The following is a 16,528-nucleotide window of genomic DNA, read 5'->3' as shown; positions in this document are numbered from 1 at the left end:
AGTACAGGAGAAAAAATCGCTGGAATTGTTTCTGTATGGAATTTTGGCTTACCAGGATATCATTCAATCCACCACGGGGGGTGATAAGCGTTTATGAAGGTAACTTTTCTGGGAACCGGCACTTCGCACGGAGTTCCTATGATAGCCTGCGATTGTAAGGTTTGTACCTCTGAAAATCCTAAAAATAAACGAATGCGCACATCCGTATTGGTGAGTGCGAACGGGCGTAATATCCTTATTGATGCTACCCCGGAACTGAGGCTTCAGTGTATTACCCATAAGGTAACGAGACTGGACGCCGTATTCATTACCCACCCCCACGCAGACCATATTTTCGGACTCGACGATTTACGAAGATTCAATATCGTTCAGCATAGGGATATTCCCATTTATGGCACTTCAAAAACTCTTGATACCATACGCAGCACATTTGCCTATGTATTTAATAATCATTTCGAACCCGGCGGCTCAAAACCCAGGTTTTCTTTGATGAACATCAACGATAATATGACTGTAGAAGGTCTTCCGATTATACCAATCGAAGCCGTGCATGGTGAGGGGGAAGTAACGGGTTACCGTTTTGACAAATTTGCTTATATTACAGATGCCAGCGATATTCCCGATGTGTCCCTGGAAAAATTAAAAGACCTCGACGTTCTTGTCTTAGGTGCGCTTCGTTATATACCGCATATAAAACACTTTAGTATCGAACAGGCGTTACGCATCGTCAAACAACTGAAACCACAGAGGGCATACTTTACCCATATGTGCCATGATATCGAGCACGAAGAGGACAACAATAAACTTCCCGCAGGTGTAGAATTCGCCTTTGATGGCCTTATCGTTGATCTTAAATAACTATCCGGAACCGCCTTTCAGAAAGAGACCGCTTGCGGTATTGTCCGTTGCTGTGTATCTCTACCAGCCGAACAAACTGCGTTTTGAAATTTTTCGTATCTCTTTTTCGTCAGCCCATTCGATAATTCCCGTTTCCAGCTTCATAAGGTTGAGGGTAAATTTATAATAGACGTCTTTCACGTTATCGGACTTCTTTACAATACTTGCAAAATTGCCGTACAGCATGTATTCTGCCCCAATGTTACGGCCAAAGGCTGCTGCTGTGGCTTGATTCACCATACCGCTTTCGTTTTGGAATTCAAACTGCTTCTTCGCAGCTTCCACCTTTGTCATGTCAACAAAACGAAACTTGCCTGAACGCAATATCTTCGTTCTGATAGAATCTGTAATAGATTCGGTATCGATGTGTTCCAGGGTTTTGTTTTTTATGGTGTCTACAAAAATGATCGGACTCCGTTCGGTTGTCGTTTGTATAATTGGAGGAAAGGAAAGGAGAGAATCAACCATTTTGTTGGCAATCTGTTGTAAATCCGTTGAACCAAAATCAGCAGTCGTTGTTTCAACCTTTGTTGCATCCTCATACTTTACGCTCGTAGCGCATCCTGCACCCACCACAAAGCACAAACCATAAATCATCTTCTTTAACCCATTCATTCTCTGTATCCTCCTTATGATAAAATTCCTTCTCATTATGTCCGACCCGAATAAACCGAAAAAGACAAACTCCAAAATATGAAATTCATGAGTCAGCCCTGCCAGGGTCAGCCTGATTCATCATTTTGTTAAAAGATGTCATAACAATCCCCGAAAGGCCTGGACATCGAAAAGATTGTCCCTTTCCGTTCTACTCCATGGATAACTCCCGAATCTTTATCTTAAATTCTTTAACGCTTGGCGCAGGGGCAATCGCTTGTAACGACCTGGACTCGTTCCCATACAAAATAAGCGGTGTCCACGCATCGGTGTCAGAATCAATTTCATTTCCATTCTCGTCAAACCATGAAAACTTAAACTGGAAATTCCCGGTATTATTATTCTTATTGAGCAAAGAAACATGTGCCCTGAGCAAGTTCCCCGCAAAATCTGCCTTCAGATCCGTGATTTGGAGGCGGCCCTCCATACGATCATTATCTGTCCTTATCTGGTTTTTAACAACCGTTTGTCCATCCTGCCGGGAGACTGCAGACGCCGATCCTTCTATAACCGCAGTAGAACAACCGGCACATGGCAATACCATCAAACCTACTGCAATCCATAGATATCTCAACTTGGTATCCCGCGCTTTTTTTATAATACGGTCAGACATGGCACTTCCATCCTTTCTTATCGTTTCATCTCTTAAAAAGCTATCGTTGTAATATAAAATACAGAACCTACCCGTATAACCCTGAGTATCGTTTTCCCATCCTGGTTAATGGAAACATCCACATCTGAGAATGCCCCCGATGCCTTATGCTCTATACGCAAATGATGTATTCCTGCAGAAAGGTAATTACGCATAATCTGTACATCACGCGGCAAGGTCAGCCAGCTTCTCAAATCGGCTTTTTCAGAAATAACGTTATAGAACGAAGAAAATATCATTCCTGCAATTCCGGCGGTATCTCTAGCCTCAATCTGGAACGCCGCCTTAGCTGCAGATCTGAGGAGATGCCTGACAACCATCCCGGGTATCTTTTCCTTCAGAGATTTTACCGCCAGCGCCTGCACATAACAAAGAGGCTCTGTCTCACTAAAAACGCTTTTGTTCGCAGGTTCAAACAGAGAAAGTGGCTCTATGCCAGACCATTTTTCCGTGTACACGGGAAATGCAACAGCCAAAAACCCGTAGGGAGTGGGAAGGGGAACTTTAATTTCTTTTTTTTGCGGGGCTAACCCATTCTCGAAGAAAACAATCAATTCTCCGGCTTTTTCAACTCCCCTGCCATCTTCATCTGCATCCCTGGTCATATGAAATATGGAGGCATAATCTTTCAACTCCTGATTCATTCCGAGGCCTTTGGCCAGACGCAACACATCGCGTTGCAAATAAGTATTGTTCGGAAAAATCTGAAGGGCCTTTTTGTAGTCAATGTATGCATCATTGGGCAGATTAAGTAACTCATAGACTATTCCTGACAAATAGAAGGTATACGCATTCTGGAAAGAGCTCTTTACCTTACCGGCCACATCGTCCATAGTGCGGTATGCAGAATCAAGGCTAGCGTAAGCCTGTCCCATCTCAATACTTTTTTCCCTGGCTTTTTCTTCCGCCTTTTGCACCTCTTTTTCATGCATTTCAAGCGCTAAATTCTGCTCGAGATTGGCGCGCCTAACCTCAACGCCAGCACCTTCTATATCTTTTTTTGCCAGATAATTGAATGCCTGAAATTGATACAAGAATACCTTTTCATATCCTTCTCCCTTATAAGGAATCGTGTTATCGTTCATGATAAATGTGGATGCCTGCGCTCCAATATCCGAAGCGCTTATGATGGCTTTGTCTTCCATATGCCGAACGGCCTCTATTGCTGCCTCATAATCCTTTATACTCATATCCAGGTCATCCTTAAGCTGCGCAATACGGCCACGCTCCATGAGATAAAGAATTTTGTCCTTGCCTTTCCGGTGTTTCTTGAGAACGTTAAGCGCATGATCACATTTGCGTACCTTGACCCCGTCAATCAGGGGGTTCATTATGGTTGTGTAAGAGGTGAAAACGCTTGAAGTGGAGCAACCGGCAATCGACAGAAAAGGAATGATCAGGCTGGCGAAAGACAGTTGTCTCAATCGATCAGACATAACGCTCCGTGTATCTGTTCCTCATACGTACTTTTTTTAATCACCGACAGCCCTTCAGGAGGATCTTATCTTCTTTATTTCATTCGGAATTATATAGTTGAATCACTATCTGTCAAGGCCAATTGCCTGAAACAACGACTTTCAAAAATGTCATTGCTATAACGCGCAGATTTTATTATCTTTATTCACACTATGAACAAATATTTCTTTATTGGTGTTCCGTGTCTTATTGCTATTATTGTCGCATCAATCTATTTTCTTAGTAAAACAGAATCCATACAGTACAAAACGGAAAAGATTGACCGCGGCACTATCACGAAATATGTTACGGCAACCGGCACCATAAACCCTGTAAGAACCGTAATCATTGGTAGTCAGGTTACTGGTCTTATAGCAAAATTGTATGCCGACTACAATTCTGAAGTTAAGACGGGGCAGGTCGTTGCTCAAATTGACCCCATCCCTTACGAACATCAGGTGAAAAAGGCAGAAGCAACCCTTGCTACGGCCATCGCTTCCCTTGAAAAAGCTAAAGTGAACTCTAAAAACAACCGGAGAAATTACCACCGTTCAAAAAAATTGTTTGCTAAAAAAGTAATCTCTATTGAGGAACTTGATTCTGCCCGGACAATATATCAGGCAGGCTTAGCCGATGTAAAACTAGCAGAGGCACAGGTATTACAGGCCAAAGCAGCCCTGGAAATTGCAAAAACAGATTTAGAGCATACGGTAATTTTTTCTCCCTTAAACGGTATTGTGATCTCCAGAAATGTGGATGTAGGACAAACCGTTGTATCCAGCTTTCAAACCCCCGTACTCTTTAATATTGCCGAAGATCTGGTTCACATGCAGGTCAACACGAATATTGATGAAGCCGATATCGGCATGGTTAAGGTAGGACAGGATGCAAAATTTACGGTAGATGCATTTTCAGAGGATTTTTTTGAGGGCAAGGTTGCCGAGATCCGTTTGGCACCCATTATCTTTCAAAATGTTGTGACATACGATACGATAATCAATGTCGATAATTCATCCCTCAAGCTCAAGCCCGGAATGACGGCAAATACCTCCGTTTTGGTGGCTAAAGAAGAAGGCGTCTTGCGGATTCCAAATGCTGCGTTGCGGTACACCCCTTCGGAAATCTTAAAAGGCGAAATAGGCCAAAAGTCACTTGCTGACAAAAAATTTGTAAAGAAAACTACCTCACATATTTGGGTGCTGGACAAAGAAAAACTAAAGCACGTTGCTGTAAAACTGGGAATAGGTAATGATAGTTTTACGGAAATCTTAGAAGGCGATATAAAAGAAGGTCAGGAGGTTGTGATTGGAGAAATACTTCCCAGGACAGTTGAAAAAGGCCAGCAAAAAGTTCCATGGGGCAGGGCCCGTTATTAAATCATGAATGATATCATAGTGTTGGCGGATGTTTATAAGATATATGAGATGGAGGAGGTTAAGGTCGCAGCCTTAAACGGTATATCTCTGACGATGAAAAAAGGGGAATTTGTTGCTATTATGGGGGCGTCGGGGTCTGGCAAGTCTACTCTGATGCATATACTCGGATGTCTTGATAGTCCTACCCGGGGGAAATATTATCTGGAAGGTGTCGAAGTTTCCCGGTTTTCAAAAAATGAATTGGCCGAAATTCGCAACAAGAAACTAGGATTTGTGTTTCAGAGTTTTAACCTGCTCAGCCGGACTACGGTAGTGGAGAATATCGAACTACCTCTTATCTATAGCAAGAGGATATCCAAAAACGATCTGGAAAGGATCTATCAAATAATGCGGACTCTGGGTCTGGAAGGGCTTCAAAAACATTATCCCAATCAGTTATCCGGTGGGCAACAGCAGCGTGTTGCTATTGCACGGGCCGTCGTTAATAATCCCACCCTGCTCCTTGCCGACGAACCGACGGGAAACCTGGATAGCGCTACCAGCAAGGATGTCATGAGTGTACTCACCGATCTCAACCACAACCTGGGTATTACCATCGTGCTCGTTACCCATGAAACGGATATTGCACAATACGCCCGCAGGGTGATTGTTCTCAAAGATGGCAAGGTGCTAAGTGATACGCCTTCTCAAGCTTCCAGCGCACCGGTGTCTCAGGCACAGGCATCTTTATGAAATAACCCCGTAAATTGTTACCGTAATTTTTAAAGAAGATATTTCGTAACCATGTCAGCGCTTCTAAAAATAGCTTTACGCGCAATTATGAGGAATAAGTTGCGCTCCTCGTTGACTATCCTTGGTATTGTTATTGGTGTTGGCGCCGTAATTGTTATGGTAAGTATAGGGCAGGGAGCCAAGGCCTTTGTCGAAAAACAGTTGGAGAGTTTAGGGACAAATGTCCTCATCATTATCCCCGTCAGCATCACACATGCCGCTTCCCGGGGTACCACGGGAACGATCACCTTAACGGCAGAAGACGCTGTTGCTATGGGAAAAGAATGCAGTGCGGTTAATTACGTTTCGCCTGGTGTCAGGACTACCACTCAGGTTGTTTACGGTAATATGAATTGGACAACCGGGGTGTCGGGGGCGGGACAAGATTATCAGATTATACGGAACTGGCCGCTGGAAGCCGGGAGGTTTATCACTCAGCAGGATGTAAATATTATGGCAAAGGTCTGCGTACTGGGGCAAACCGTGGTAACCAACCTTTTTGGGACATTAGACCCCGTTGACAAATGGGTTCGCGTGCATAACGTACCCTTCAGGGTAATTGGGGTACTGAGCGCCAAAGGTCAATCACCAACAGGCCAGGATCAGGATGACATGGTTCTCATGCCTTACACGACGGTACAGAGAAAGATTATGGGGGTTACCTATATTGGCTATGTCCTTGCTTCAACAACCACAGCGGAGACAAGGTTTGAGGCAATTGACCAGATTACTTCTCTCTTAAGACAACGCCACCGGCTGAAACCCGGTGAAGAGAATGATTTCACGGTTATCAGTCAGGTTGAATTTGCTTCAACCGTATTGGAAACAAGCCGCACCATGGCCATCCTCCTGGGCAGCATTGCACTCGTATCCCTGTTTGTAGGGGGTATCGGTATTATGAATATTATGCTGGTCTCCACTACCGAAAGGACGAGAGAGATTGGTATCAGGATGGCAGTCGGAGCTAAGGGGAAGGATATCCTGTTCCAGTTTCTGATAGAGTCAACCGTCCTCAGCTCTCTTGGTGGGGTAATTGGGATAATGTTTGGTATTTTTATGTCAAAATTAGTTTCTTACTATGGGGGATGGCCATCGTTACTGTCTCCATTGTCTATTGCTGTTGCTTTTCTCTTTTCAAACATGGTTGGTATCTTTTTTGGCTATTATCCGGCAAGAAAAGCGTCGGGGCTTAATCCCATCGAGGCGCTCCGGTATGAATAAAAGAAAGATTTCTGGTAAAAAGAAGATTGATTCCGGGACTATTTTCATTTATAGTAAAAAATCGCAACACGTCATGTATTCATAATACAATAGTCCGTTCATATTACTCTGTGTCAGAATGGGGGAAAGGAGCTATTTCATGAAAATTTCAATAGAAAGCCAGACCAGGATCAAGATGATTCCGGAAACGGAACATGAAAAAGAGAACCTGGAGTCACTGTGGAAGTTGCTGATTCGCTGCGAAACGGATAGTAAAGTGCTGTGTCCTATCGGTTCATATGCAGCTTCGCTGAATGACAGCGCCAATTTTGTCATACAGGATCAGTAACACCGGAATGAGTGTCATAACAAATTACCGGAGGGGGATAATGATGCTATTTCCAGCGTATCCATTATTACCCGAATAAACACGGATCCCAGAACAAGAGATTCGGACAACAAGAAAAGGGTCTCTTGATTTTCTACTGACAAGGCGCAATAACCATCTCCATTAGGTTGAGTTTTAAAAGGTAATACTCAACGCATTTAACCCACCCCGAATCCTCCCGGGAGGGGATTCGGGGATGGGTTAACGGAACAATGAAATATTTTCAAATCCCTATACATTAAAATTGATCATTTCTTCCGGCAATGACCATCATTGAGCATTTTCCGCTCTTTTTAGAATCAAAACTATTATCCATGCTATTTTGGCAGGAAAAAAACACAGCCCATAGAGAAATCAAAACCGTTCCGAATTCGTAGGCGTCCCTAGGCAGGTTGTAAGCAAAATCTTCTCCCCTTGTCCGTTATACGCCACGAGTAGCGTTAAATTGTCGTTGACATTAATTTTGCAAGCCTGTAAAATGCCCCTTTTCCAAATAGATTCTCATGCTTTAAGCAGTTACAACGATTGAAAGCGCCCGTAAATAATCTATGTATGTTGGTATTGATATTATAGAAATAAAGCGTATTGAAAGACTGTTTTCTGCCAATGAGAATTTCCTGAGAAGGATATATACAGAAAAAGAGGTAGAGTATTGCAAGCAACGGAAGAACAAATATCAACATTATGCAGCCCGTTTCGCCTCAAAAGAAGCAATGTTCAAGGCATTGGGAACAGGTTGGGCTGATAAAATGAAATGGACGGATATTGAACTCTTAAATGATGAAAAGGGAAGGCCTTATTTGAACTTGTATGGCAGTGTAAAAGAATTAGCAGACAAGAAACAGATAGGTAATATCTCTGTATCATTGTCCCACTGTCATGACTATGCCATTGCTCAAGTACTGTTAGTGCCCAAAAAAGAGGAATTTTCATGAAAAGACTGATATTAATCAATCCTCATCCGATCGGAAATGTGGGAGAAGAAAATGTCTCCGTGTTAAATCAAATGCCTGTAAATCTCGGCTATCTGAAGGTGTTAACTCCAAAACACTGGCAGGTGGATATCATTGATGAAACCCAGGAACTGGCGATTGACGAAAAGGCCGGGGATATTACTTTTGGTGGGGCTGATCTGGTTGGCATTACCTCGGTTAGTTACCAGGCCAATCGGGCGTATCAGATAGCTACCGCCTGTAGAAAACGTGGCATACCCGTGATTATGGGCGGCATTCACGCAACAAGTTATCCGGAAGAGGCGGCAAAATATGTGGATTGCGTTGTGACCAGAGAAGCGGTAACGACCTGGGAAAAGATCATCGGGGATTTTGAAAAAGGCTGTCTCCGGAAAAGATACGACGGTGTCCTGACCCCCATGGAGTTGTATCAGGGATTGCGTCCGGACAGAAAATATTTAAAGGATAAATACAAATACCGTTACTCCGGTATCATAACTACGGCCGGATGTCCCTTTAACTGTGAGTTCTGCTCTGTACCGCAGTTTCAGGGACGGAAATACCGGGAAAGGCCCATTGAAGATGTACTTGACGAATTCGAATCTATTAAGGGACAGTACCGCGGTTTGATACTCACGGATGAAAATTTTTACGGACACAGCAAAAAATCCAATGAGCGGGTCCGCGACCTTTTCAAGGGTTTGGTGGAAAGGGGCATTTATCAGAACTGGTTTGGTTTTACCTCACTCAATATCTATAAAGATGATGAAACCCTCGAATATATGAAGAAGAGCGGGTGTGTTGGGGTGCTCATCGGCATTGAATCCATCAATGAAGAGGCCTTGAAGACGATGAATAAGAACGTAAATTTACGTATCTCCATTCAAAATTATTTTGAGGCGATAGCCAATATCCGCAAGCACGGCCTTGCTGTATGGGGGACAATGGTCTTTGGCAATGATGCTGATGCCCCGGAGACTTTTAAACAGGTCGCCGATTTCGTGCTTGATTCCCACGTTGATATCATGACCTGTGGCATTTTATGCCCGTTCATTAATACGCCGCTGTATCACCGGCTAAACGGTGAAGGAAGGCTCTTCCGGACACACTTTCCTGAAGATTGGAAGTATTATACGTCTCATCATCTCACCTATGTCCTGAAAAACATGTCACTTCAGGAACTCATCGATGGATTTCAGTATTTGTATGACAGGATTTATGCTACCGAGGTGCTCCGGCAGAGATTCCAGAATGCAAAAGAAACACTGAAAGATAATATGAATGCCGCTATGTTCGCCTTCCGGGTCAATCTGGATTGGCAAACCGTTTATCAGCACCTGATCCAGAATCTCAAGGAATTGCAGACATCCGGGTTCTATGATGAGGCATTAAAACATTACCATCAATCAAAGAAAACAGGAAAAAAGTTGGAGATGACGCCAATTGAGGCGTCTTCTTAAGAAACGGTGTAATTCCTCTTGTCAGCACGTAGACGGTTGACTTCTCGTATTTATTGGGAACATTCAGCAACGCCGTCTGATTTTCCTGACCAAAGGGGTGAAAATCATTTTTTCAGCCCCAAACGGGAGAGATTAGAGGAGTCAAGGTAAGCTGAAACAGAGATTGAAGCCTATGTCAAAAGTCGTCATAACAGGATTAGGATTGGTCACCCCTGTCGGGATCGGCGTCAGAGAAAGCTGGGAATCGTTCATCCAGGGTAGAAACGGCGCCAATGAGATGAAGTCCTTTGATACCTCAAAATATAAAGTTCATCGCTCCTGTGAGGTAAAAAATTTCCAATGGGACTTTGCCCTGGAGAATCAGATCAGGGAAAACACGATCCACAAATACGTTTACTACGCAGCCCGAGAGGCATTACAGGAAAGTGGTTTACTTGGCGACACGAGATTCAATCGGGAACGATTCAGCCTTGCCATCGGGACATTGGCAGCCGAATTAACGCCGTTTGAGAGACTCCTGCGATTAGATGTTTCAAAAAAAGATAACGGTTTCGATAAAATCGTCGCAGCCGTTTACCCCCCCAATTCGATTACAAACATGTTGTCTCAGAATTTTGATTTTGAAGGGCCGGCCATGATCTCGCTGAACGCCTGTTCATCCGGTAACCACGCTATCGCATGGGCGTACGACCTCCTTATTGACAATAAGGTTGATGTCGTAATGGTTGGCGGCGGCGACATGATCCCGCAAACGGAATTTACCCATTTTCATAATTTGAAAGCGCTGGCGCCCGAACGTTGTCAGCCGTTTGATAAAAATCGCCAGGGGCTTATGATTGGAGAAGGGGCAGGAATCTTGATCATGGAGCGTTATGAATTTGCCAGAGAACGCGGCGCGATGATTATTGCGGAGATGTCTGGTTACGGACTGAGCTGTGACGGGTTCCATATGACGGCGCCCCATCCTGAAGGAGATGGCGCGGTGAAGTGCATGAGCGATGCGCTGAAGATGGCAAAACTTTCTCCCCGGCAAATCGGTTATATCAATGCCCATGGCACAGGCACACCGCATAATGACAGGACAGAAACCATTGCGATAAAACGCGTATTCAACGAGGACGCATATAAGATTCCCTGCAGTTCCACCAAATCGATGATCGGGCATCTCATGGGCGCTGCCAGCGCTGTGGAATCGGTCGTCTGCTGCCTGACGCTCAGGCACGGAATTGTGCCGCCGACAATTAATTATGAAACACCGGATCCTGAGTGCGACCTCGATTATGTACCCAACGCAGCACGAGAGGTAAAGGTGGACCACATCGTAAATAACTCCTTTGCCTTCGGCGGCAATAACGCCACGACGATATTCAGCAGGATGGGTTAAGCATATCCGGAGCCTGCCGGATGGATGGGTGTGAACCCCTTATCCGTATCTGTCAGGCAATACTATAGTTAAAATGATGATATGAAAAAAAGAGTTGTTGTTACAGGTTTGGGTGTCGTATCCCCCATGGGATGCGGTAAAGAGGGCTTCTGGAATAATCTCATTGCCGGGAAATCCGGCATCGCACCCATGTCTGCCTTTGATCTCTCACCTTATACATGCAAACTCGGAGGCGTGGTCCGTGACTTTAAACCAGAAATATACCTTGGCAGCAAAGGTTTAAAGTATTTGAACAAAGGTACGCGGTTTTTGGGATCTGCCTCTAAAATGGCGCTGGACGATGCAAGGCTGGCGCAGGGCAGTTTTCAACCAGAACAGATGGGTATTATCATCGGCTCGTCTCTGGGTAACTTTTCAGAAACAACGGACTACTTCTATGAAATCATCCGGGACAATCCATCTGAGTTGTCGCCCATGCTGAGCTACGACGTTGCATTAAACTCTTCGACCAACTATGTCTCCGTTATTTTCGGAATAAAAGGACTCGCCCGTACCATATCCTCTGGTTTTACGTCCAGCGCCGATGCCATCGGAGATGCGTTCAGGATGATTCAGCGTGATGTGGTTAAGGTAATCGTGGCAGGCGGCGTCGAACAGGTATCTATGGATTTGTATCTGATATTTTATCTCCGTGGCCTGTTATCGGGTCTTGATGGCGCAAGAGAGACAAGCGCACCTTTTGACAAAGCCCGCAATGGCTTTATTATGGCGGAGGGCAGTTATGTCGTCATTCTTGAAGAACTCGAACATGCACTGCATAGAGGAGCCCATATATACGCAGAGGTCAGAGGGTTTGGCAATACCTTTACGGGCGCTAAAAATCATCCGGCAGATATCTGCGTCCATCGTGCCGAAAGGGCCATGCATGAAGCGCTGATAAATGCAGGAGTAGAGAAAGAAGGTATAGATCTCATCAGTGCAAATGCGAATGGTTGCAGGTTACAGGATGCAATCGAAGCAAAAGCCATCCAGTCCCTGTTTGGCGTAAACTGCGGGGTGGCAGTCTCTGCGGTTAAATCCAATCTGGGAGAGTCCTATGGCGCTTCAGGCGCTGCCCAGCTCATTTCCACCGTCCTGTCAATCAGCTCTGGCCAAATACCGCACATCATTCATTCCAGGGAAAAAGATCCCGGGATCGATCTGAATCTTATCCTCGAAAAACCTGTCAGGAAACATATAGAGAACGCGCTCATAAATACCATGGATTATGAGGGAAATAATTCCTGTTTCGTAATAAGCAGGGTGAAGTAAAGCGTGCGTCTTTTCGTGTCGGATCCTTTTTCACAATTGTTTATTTACCATTTTGTGATATGATCTTTTTTAGTTTCTTAACTTGAGCAATGGTTTTGCTACCGGAAGTACCTATGACAAACGATCCCAAAAATCTCGTAATTATCGGTGGCGTGGCGGCAGGAATGAAGGCGGCAGCAAAGGCACGGCGTGAATCACCATCTCTGAAAATTACGGTAATAACGGACGACCAATTCATTTCCTACGCGGGTTGCGGCATGCCTTATTATATTGGAGACGTTATTAAAGACTCAAAGAAACTTATCCTCCGCGAACCTTCCTATTTTAAGGATATGCATAACATCGATGTCCTTACCCGGCATCGGGCAACAGCCATTGACACCAGGTCAAAACAGGTTAAAGTCAGGGAACTGGAGAAAAACAGAGACCTCACTTTCCCGTACGATAAACTTATCATTGCCACAGGGGCGCAACCTATCGTTCCGCCACTGCCTGGGGTTTCTCTGGGAAATATCTTTACCTTGAGAACGGTAAAGGATGCATTAAAGATAAAGGCATGTGTTGACGGCGGAAAGGTCAGAAACGCTGTAATCGTGGGTGGCGGGCTTATTGGTATGGAAATGGTTGAAAATCTGATGCTGCGGGGTATCCGGGTAACGGTCGTTGAACTCCTTGACCAAATCCTCTCCCCTTTGGACAGGGACATGGCGTTGCTCGTCCAGAATCATATGGTTCAAAAAGGCGTCGAGATTATTACATCCGATGGAGTAAAGTCCTTTGAAGGAAACGGCAGTGGTGTTGTAACAACCGTAATTACCGGGAAACGACAACTGCAGACAGATATGGTTATCCTCTCTATCGGCATCAAGCCCAATACCAAACTGGCTCAGGAGGCTGGTATAGAGATTGGCGCAACACGTGCCATAAAGGTAAATGAACGGATGGAAACAAATATCCCCGATGTTTATGCTGTTGGCGATTGCGCTGAGAACATCCATCTGGTAACAAAGAAACCCGCATGGATTGCCCTGGGCTCAACGGCAGCGAAGATGGGCCGGGTTGCCGCAGTGAATGCCACCGGTGGTTTTGACACCTTTCCCGGCGTTGTGAGCGCCCTCATCGTAAAGGTTTTCGAACTCCACGTAGGAAAGGCCGGTCTCTCCGAACGGGAGGCTGTGAAAGAGGGCTTTCAGGTTGAGGCTACCATTTACCCGGCCGGGGATAAGGCACATTACTACCCGGGCACAAAGGAAATTATTATCAAACTCATTGCTGACAGGGCTACAAAAAAACTCCTGGGTGCAGAGATCGTTGGGGAAGGTACGGTTGACAAACGTATCGATGTTATTGCAACAGCGCTGACCTTTGGCGCAACGGTTGATCAGGTCTCAAAACTCGACCTGGCCTATGCCCCACCCTATGCCATGGCCATGGATGCCATTATCGTAGCCGCCAATATTTTAGGCAATAAACTCTCAGGGAGGACCGTAGGTATTCTTCCTCACGAGGTCGCAGAAAGACTGGAAAGGGGGGAGGTTCTTGTGTTGCTTGACGTCAGAACAGAATCAGAATACCAGAATGGACATATCAAGGGATGTAAACACATTCCCCTGGACAAACTGACTGCACGGATACAGGAACTCGATCGTTCGAAAGAAATTGTTGCCTATTGTCGCTCAGGCCTGCGCGCTGCGCAAGCCTATCGCATCCTGAGAAATGCAGGATTTCCTAACATAAAGTACATGGATGGCAGTATTTTGGCGTGGGTGTATGGATTAGAAAAATAGAAGTGTCTAAGCAACGGTACACATCCCCCTCGGCTCATTGGTAGTTCAGTTATCCCCGGTTGACACTATTTATGACAAGCGGGGGTGCTTGTCCCACTCGTGAAAGGGAGTTTAGAGTCACCAAAGATTTGGCTAATTAAGGAAAAGTCTTATTACGTATGAATAAGGAAAAGTTGTTTCAGGCTTATCAGGAAATCTATGCAACCCGTTTCGGTTTCATGCCATGCATAGAGAAGTGTGACGGACGGTGCGAACAAAAGCCGTTGTCGGTCCTTCTGCCGTATGAGAATGAGTTTATCTTTACCCGAAGCGGCAAACACATATCTAACGAAACGCTCACCTTGCCGGGAGGCAACCTTGAAATCATCGGCAGTACGTGTAACTTTACCGATGGCGTACAATGCTTTATTCATGCACATCGTCCCATTGCATGCCGTTTGTACCCCTTCTATCCGAATCTGACCGTTGATGACGAATTGGAACTGCTCATCGATGATTATTGTCCGCTTACAGAATCCCTGATAAAGGACAAGGCCTATGTATCAAATATCGTATCGTCATTAAACAAGCTCATCCCACTCATTGATAAAAATTACTGGAAGATGCTGAATGAGATACCGCCACATCTCTGGGATGACACCTGTACAGCAAGGCGAGTGTGCCTGCTGGCAAAAGATTTGTAATAAAACATCCCACCATATTTTCATAACCAGCACAAACGGAATTTTATATCACAATCCCATCCTGAAGAATCGTAACCCGTGATGTCTTCGTTTACCGGGTGACATAGATTTCGCCGCGATGGTTCGGAATATATCGCACGGACAAACGAAGTTCGCCAGTGCTACCCTGTTGCCCGCTTAAACAAAATAAAAATATTTATACAATCAAGGTATCCCTTTGAAATACGATTTTCGCATTACTTTATTTGAAAAACTTCTGTACCAATGAGGCGATCGCGCATGGAAGAAACAATTCTTGAGTTCTCCCTATTTTCAAAGGATTCACAATCGGGAAATATTCCGTTTGATACACAGGATCTGAACGAAGACATATACTTTGTCAATTCGGCCCAAGGGAGAAATCTTGAAACCCTGCAATTTCAATGCTCAAAAGATTTCTCACTCCGTTCGAAATGACACCGTTGGTAGTTTTCATTAGACGTTAGACAGGGTGGCATGGACAAACCCTGTTTGTCCATGTTTTATCATTCATTCCAACGCGTGCATTCAAGCAAGCACGGACAAACAAGTTTGTCCGTGCTACCCTGTTGCCCGCTTAAACAAAATAAAAATATTTATACAATCAAGGTATCCCTTTGAAATACGATTTTCGCATTACTTTATTTGAAAAACTTCTGTACCAATGAGGCGATCGCGCATGGAAGAAACAATTCTTGAGTTCTCCCTATTTTCAAAGGATTCACAATCGGGAAATATTCCGTTTGATACACAGGATCTGAACGAAGACATATACTTTGTCAATTCGGCCCAAGGGAGAAATCTTGAAACCCTGCAATTTCAATGCTCAAAAGATTTCTCACTCCGTTCGAAATGACACCGTTGGTAGTTTTCATTAGACGTTAGACAGGGTGGCATGGACAAACCCTGTTTGTCCATGTTTTATCATTCATTCCAACGCGTGCATTCAAGCAAGCACGGACAAACAAGTTTGTCCGTGCTACCCTGTTGCCCGCTTAAACAAAATAAAAATATTTATACAATCAAGGTATCCCTTTGAAATACGATTTTCGCATTACTTTATTTGAAAAACTTCTGTACCAATGAGGCGATCGCGCATGGAAGAAACAATTCTTGAGTTATCCCTATTTTCAAAGGATTCACAATCGGGAAATATTCCGTTTGATACACAGGGTCTGAACGAAGACATATACTTTTGTCAATTCGGCCCAAGGAAGAAATCTTGAAACCCTACAATTTCAATGCTCAAAAGATTTCTCACTCCGTTCGAAATGACACCGTTGTAGTTTTCATTAGACGTTAGACAGGGTGGCATGGACAAACTCTGTTTGTCCATGTTTTATCATTCATTCAAACGTGTGTATTTGAACAAGCACGGATAAACGAGTTTGTCCGTGCCACCCTTTTTTGCTATTTAGAGATACATCTCATCAACCGCCAGAGCAGGATTTCTTTCTCCATCGTACCAGTTCATGCCTGACCATTTTCCAGGCATGAGAAGCGGATACAAACCCTCGTCTCCGGGTGGCATGGACAAAC

At 44.5% G+C, this 16,528-nt stretch carries 14 protein-coding genes; 11 read left to right on the top strand and 3 right to left on the bottom strand.

The features are described 5' to 3' along the window. The first annotated feature begins 93 nt into the window (after positions 1–93). Positions 94–858, top strand: coding sequence for an MBL fold metallo-hydrolase (locus BIY37_RS02665; protein WP_070066296.1), 765 nt, complete (start codon positions 94–96; stop codon positions 856–858). Between the two features lie 60 nt (positions 859–918). On the opposite strand, the gene lpoB is transcribed toward BIY37_RS02665, so the two are convergent. From lpoB to BIY37_RS02650, 3 genes are all read right to left on the bottom strand, one after another. Continuing rightward, entirely contained in the window at positions 919–1,512 is a 594-nt protein-coding gene (gene lpoB / locus BIY37_RS02660; protein WP_070066295.1) for a penicillin-binding protein activator LpoB, read from the bottom strand. A 190-nt stretch (positions 1,513–1,702) separates the two neighbouring features. Continuing rightward, positions 1,703–2,164, bottom strand: a complete 462-nt coding sequence (locus tag BIY37_RS02655) for a YcfL family putative periplasmic lipoprotein (RefSeq protein ID WP_070066294.1) — start codon at positions 2,162–2,164, stop codon at positions 1,703–1,705. Between the two features lie 32 nt (positions 2,165–2,196). After that, a complete protein-coding gene (locus BIY37_RS02650; protein WP_070066293.1) occupies positions 2,197–3,639 on the bottom strand; it encodes a COG3014 family protein in 1,443 nt (480 codons plus the stop codon). A gap of 192 nt (positions 3,640–3,831) precedes the next feature. Here BIY37_RS02650 and BIY37_RS02645 point away from each other — a divergent pair, with 192 nt between their 5' ends. The 10 genes from BIY37_RS02645 to BIY37_RS02600 all read left to right on the top strand — a co-directional run bounded on the left by BIY37_RS02645 (position 3,832) and on the right by BIY37_RS02600 (position 14,971). Beyond that, positions 3,832–5,034 carry an efflux RND transporter periplasmic adaptor subunit gene (locus tag BIY37_RS02645; RefSeq protein ID WP_070066292.1) on the top strand — a complete coding sequence of 401 codons (1,203 nt, stop codon included), beginning with the start codon at positions 3,832–3,834 and terminating at the stop codon, positions 5,032–5,034. A 3-nt stretch (positions 5,035–5,037) separates the two neighbouring features. Beyond that, positions 5,038–5,766, top strand: a complete 729-nt coding sequence (locus tag BIY37_RS02640) for an ABC transporter ATP-binding protein (RefSeq protein ID WP_070066291.1) — start codon at positions 5,038–5,040, stop codon at positions 5,764–5,766. A 51-nt stretch (positions 5,767–5,817) separates the two neighbouring features. Continuing rightward, positions 5,818–7,026, top strand: a complete 1,209-nt coding sequence (locus BIY37_RS02635; protein WP_070066290.1) for an ABC transporter permease — start codon at positions 5,818–5,820, stop codon at positions 7,024–7,026. A gap of 139 nt (positions 7,027–7,165) precedes the next feature. Continuing rightward, positions 7,166–7,354, top strand: coding sequence for a hypothetical protein (locus BIY37_RS02630; protein WP_070066289.1), 189 nt, complete (start codon positions 7,166–7,168; stop codon positions 7,352–7,354). A 587-nt stretch (positions 7,355–7,941) separates the two neighbouring features. Beyond that, on the top strand, positions 7,942–8,328 hold the full coding sequence (gene acpS / locus BIY37_RS02625) for a holo-ACP synthase (RefSeq protein WP_070066288.1): 387 nt from the start codon (positions 7,942–7,944) through the stop codon (positions 8,326–8,328). After that, positions 8,325–9,806, top strand: coding sequence for a B12-binding domain-containing radical SAM protein (locus BIY37_RS02620; protein ID WP_070066287.1), 1,482 nt, complete (start codon positions 8,325–8,327; stop codon positions 9,804–9,806). Before acpS ends, BIY37_RS02620 begins: the two co-directional genes overlap by 4 nt. A 172-nt stretch (positions 9,807–9,978) precedes the next feature. Beyond that, positions 9,979–11,190 carry a beta-ketoacyl-[acyl-carrier-protein] synthase family protein gene (locus BIY37_RS02615; RefSeq protein ID WP_070066286.1) on the top strand — a complete coding sequence of 404 codons (1,212 nt, stop codon included), beginning with the start codon at positions 9,979–9,981 and terminating at the stop codon, positions 11,188–11,190. A gap of 81 nt (positions 11,191–11,271) precedes the next feature. Then, positions 11,272–12,501, top strand: coding sequence for a beta-ketoacyl-[acyl-carrier-protein] synthase family protein (locus tag BIY37_RS02610; RefSeq protein WP_070066285.1), 1,230 nt, complete (start codon positions 11,272–11,274; stop codon positions 12,499–12,501). Positions 12,502–12,614: 113 nt separating this feature from the next. Then, the gene (locus tag BIY37_RS02605; protein ID WP_070066284.1) at positions 12,615–14,288 is read left to right on the top strand and encodes an FAD-dependent oxidoreductase; all 1,674 of its coding nucleotides are present in this window, start codon (positions 12,615–12,617) and stop codon (positions 14,286–14,288) included. A 158-nt stretch (positions 14,289–14,446) separates the two neighbouring features. Then, positions 14,447–14,971, top strand: a complete 525-nt coding sequence (locus BIY37_RS02600) for a YkgJ family cysteine cluster protein (RefSeq protein WP_070066283.1) — start codon at positions 14,447–14,449, stop codon at positions 14,969–14,971. Positions 14,972–16,528: the final 1,557 nt, after the last annotated feature.

Source organism: Candidatus Brocadia sapporoensis (genome assembly GCF_001753675.2).
Classification (GTDB): Bacteria; Planctomycetota; Brocadiia; order Brocadiales; family Brocadiaceae; genus Brocadia; species Brocadia sapporoensis.
Note: the sequence above shows the minus strand (reverse complement) of the source record. Positions and strands in the feature narration are given on the sequence as shown.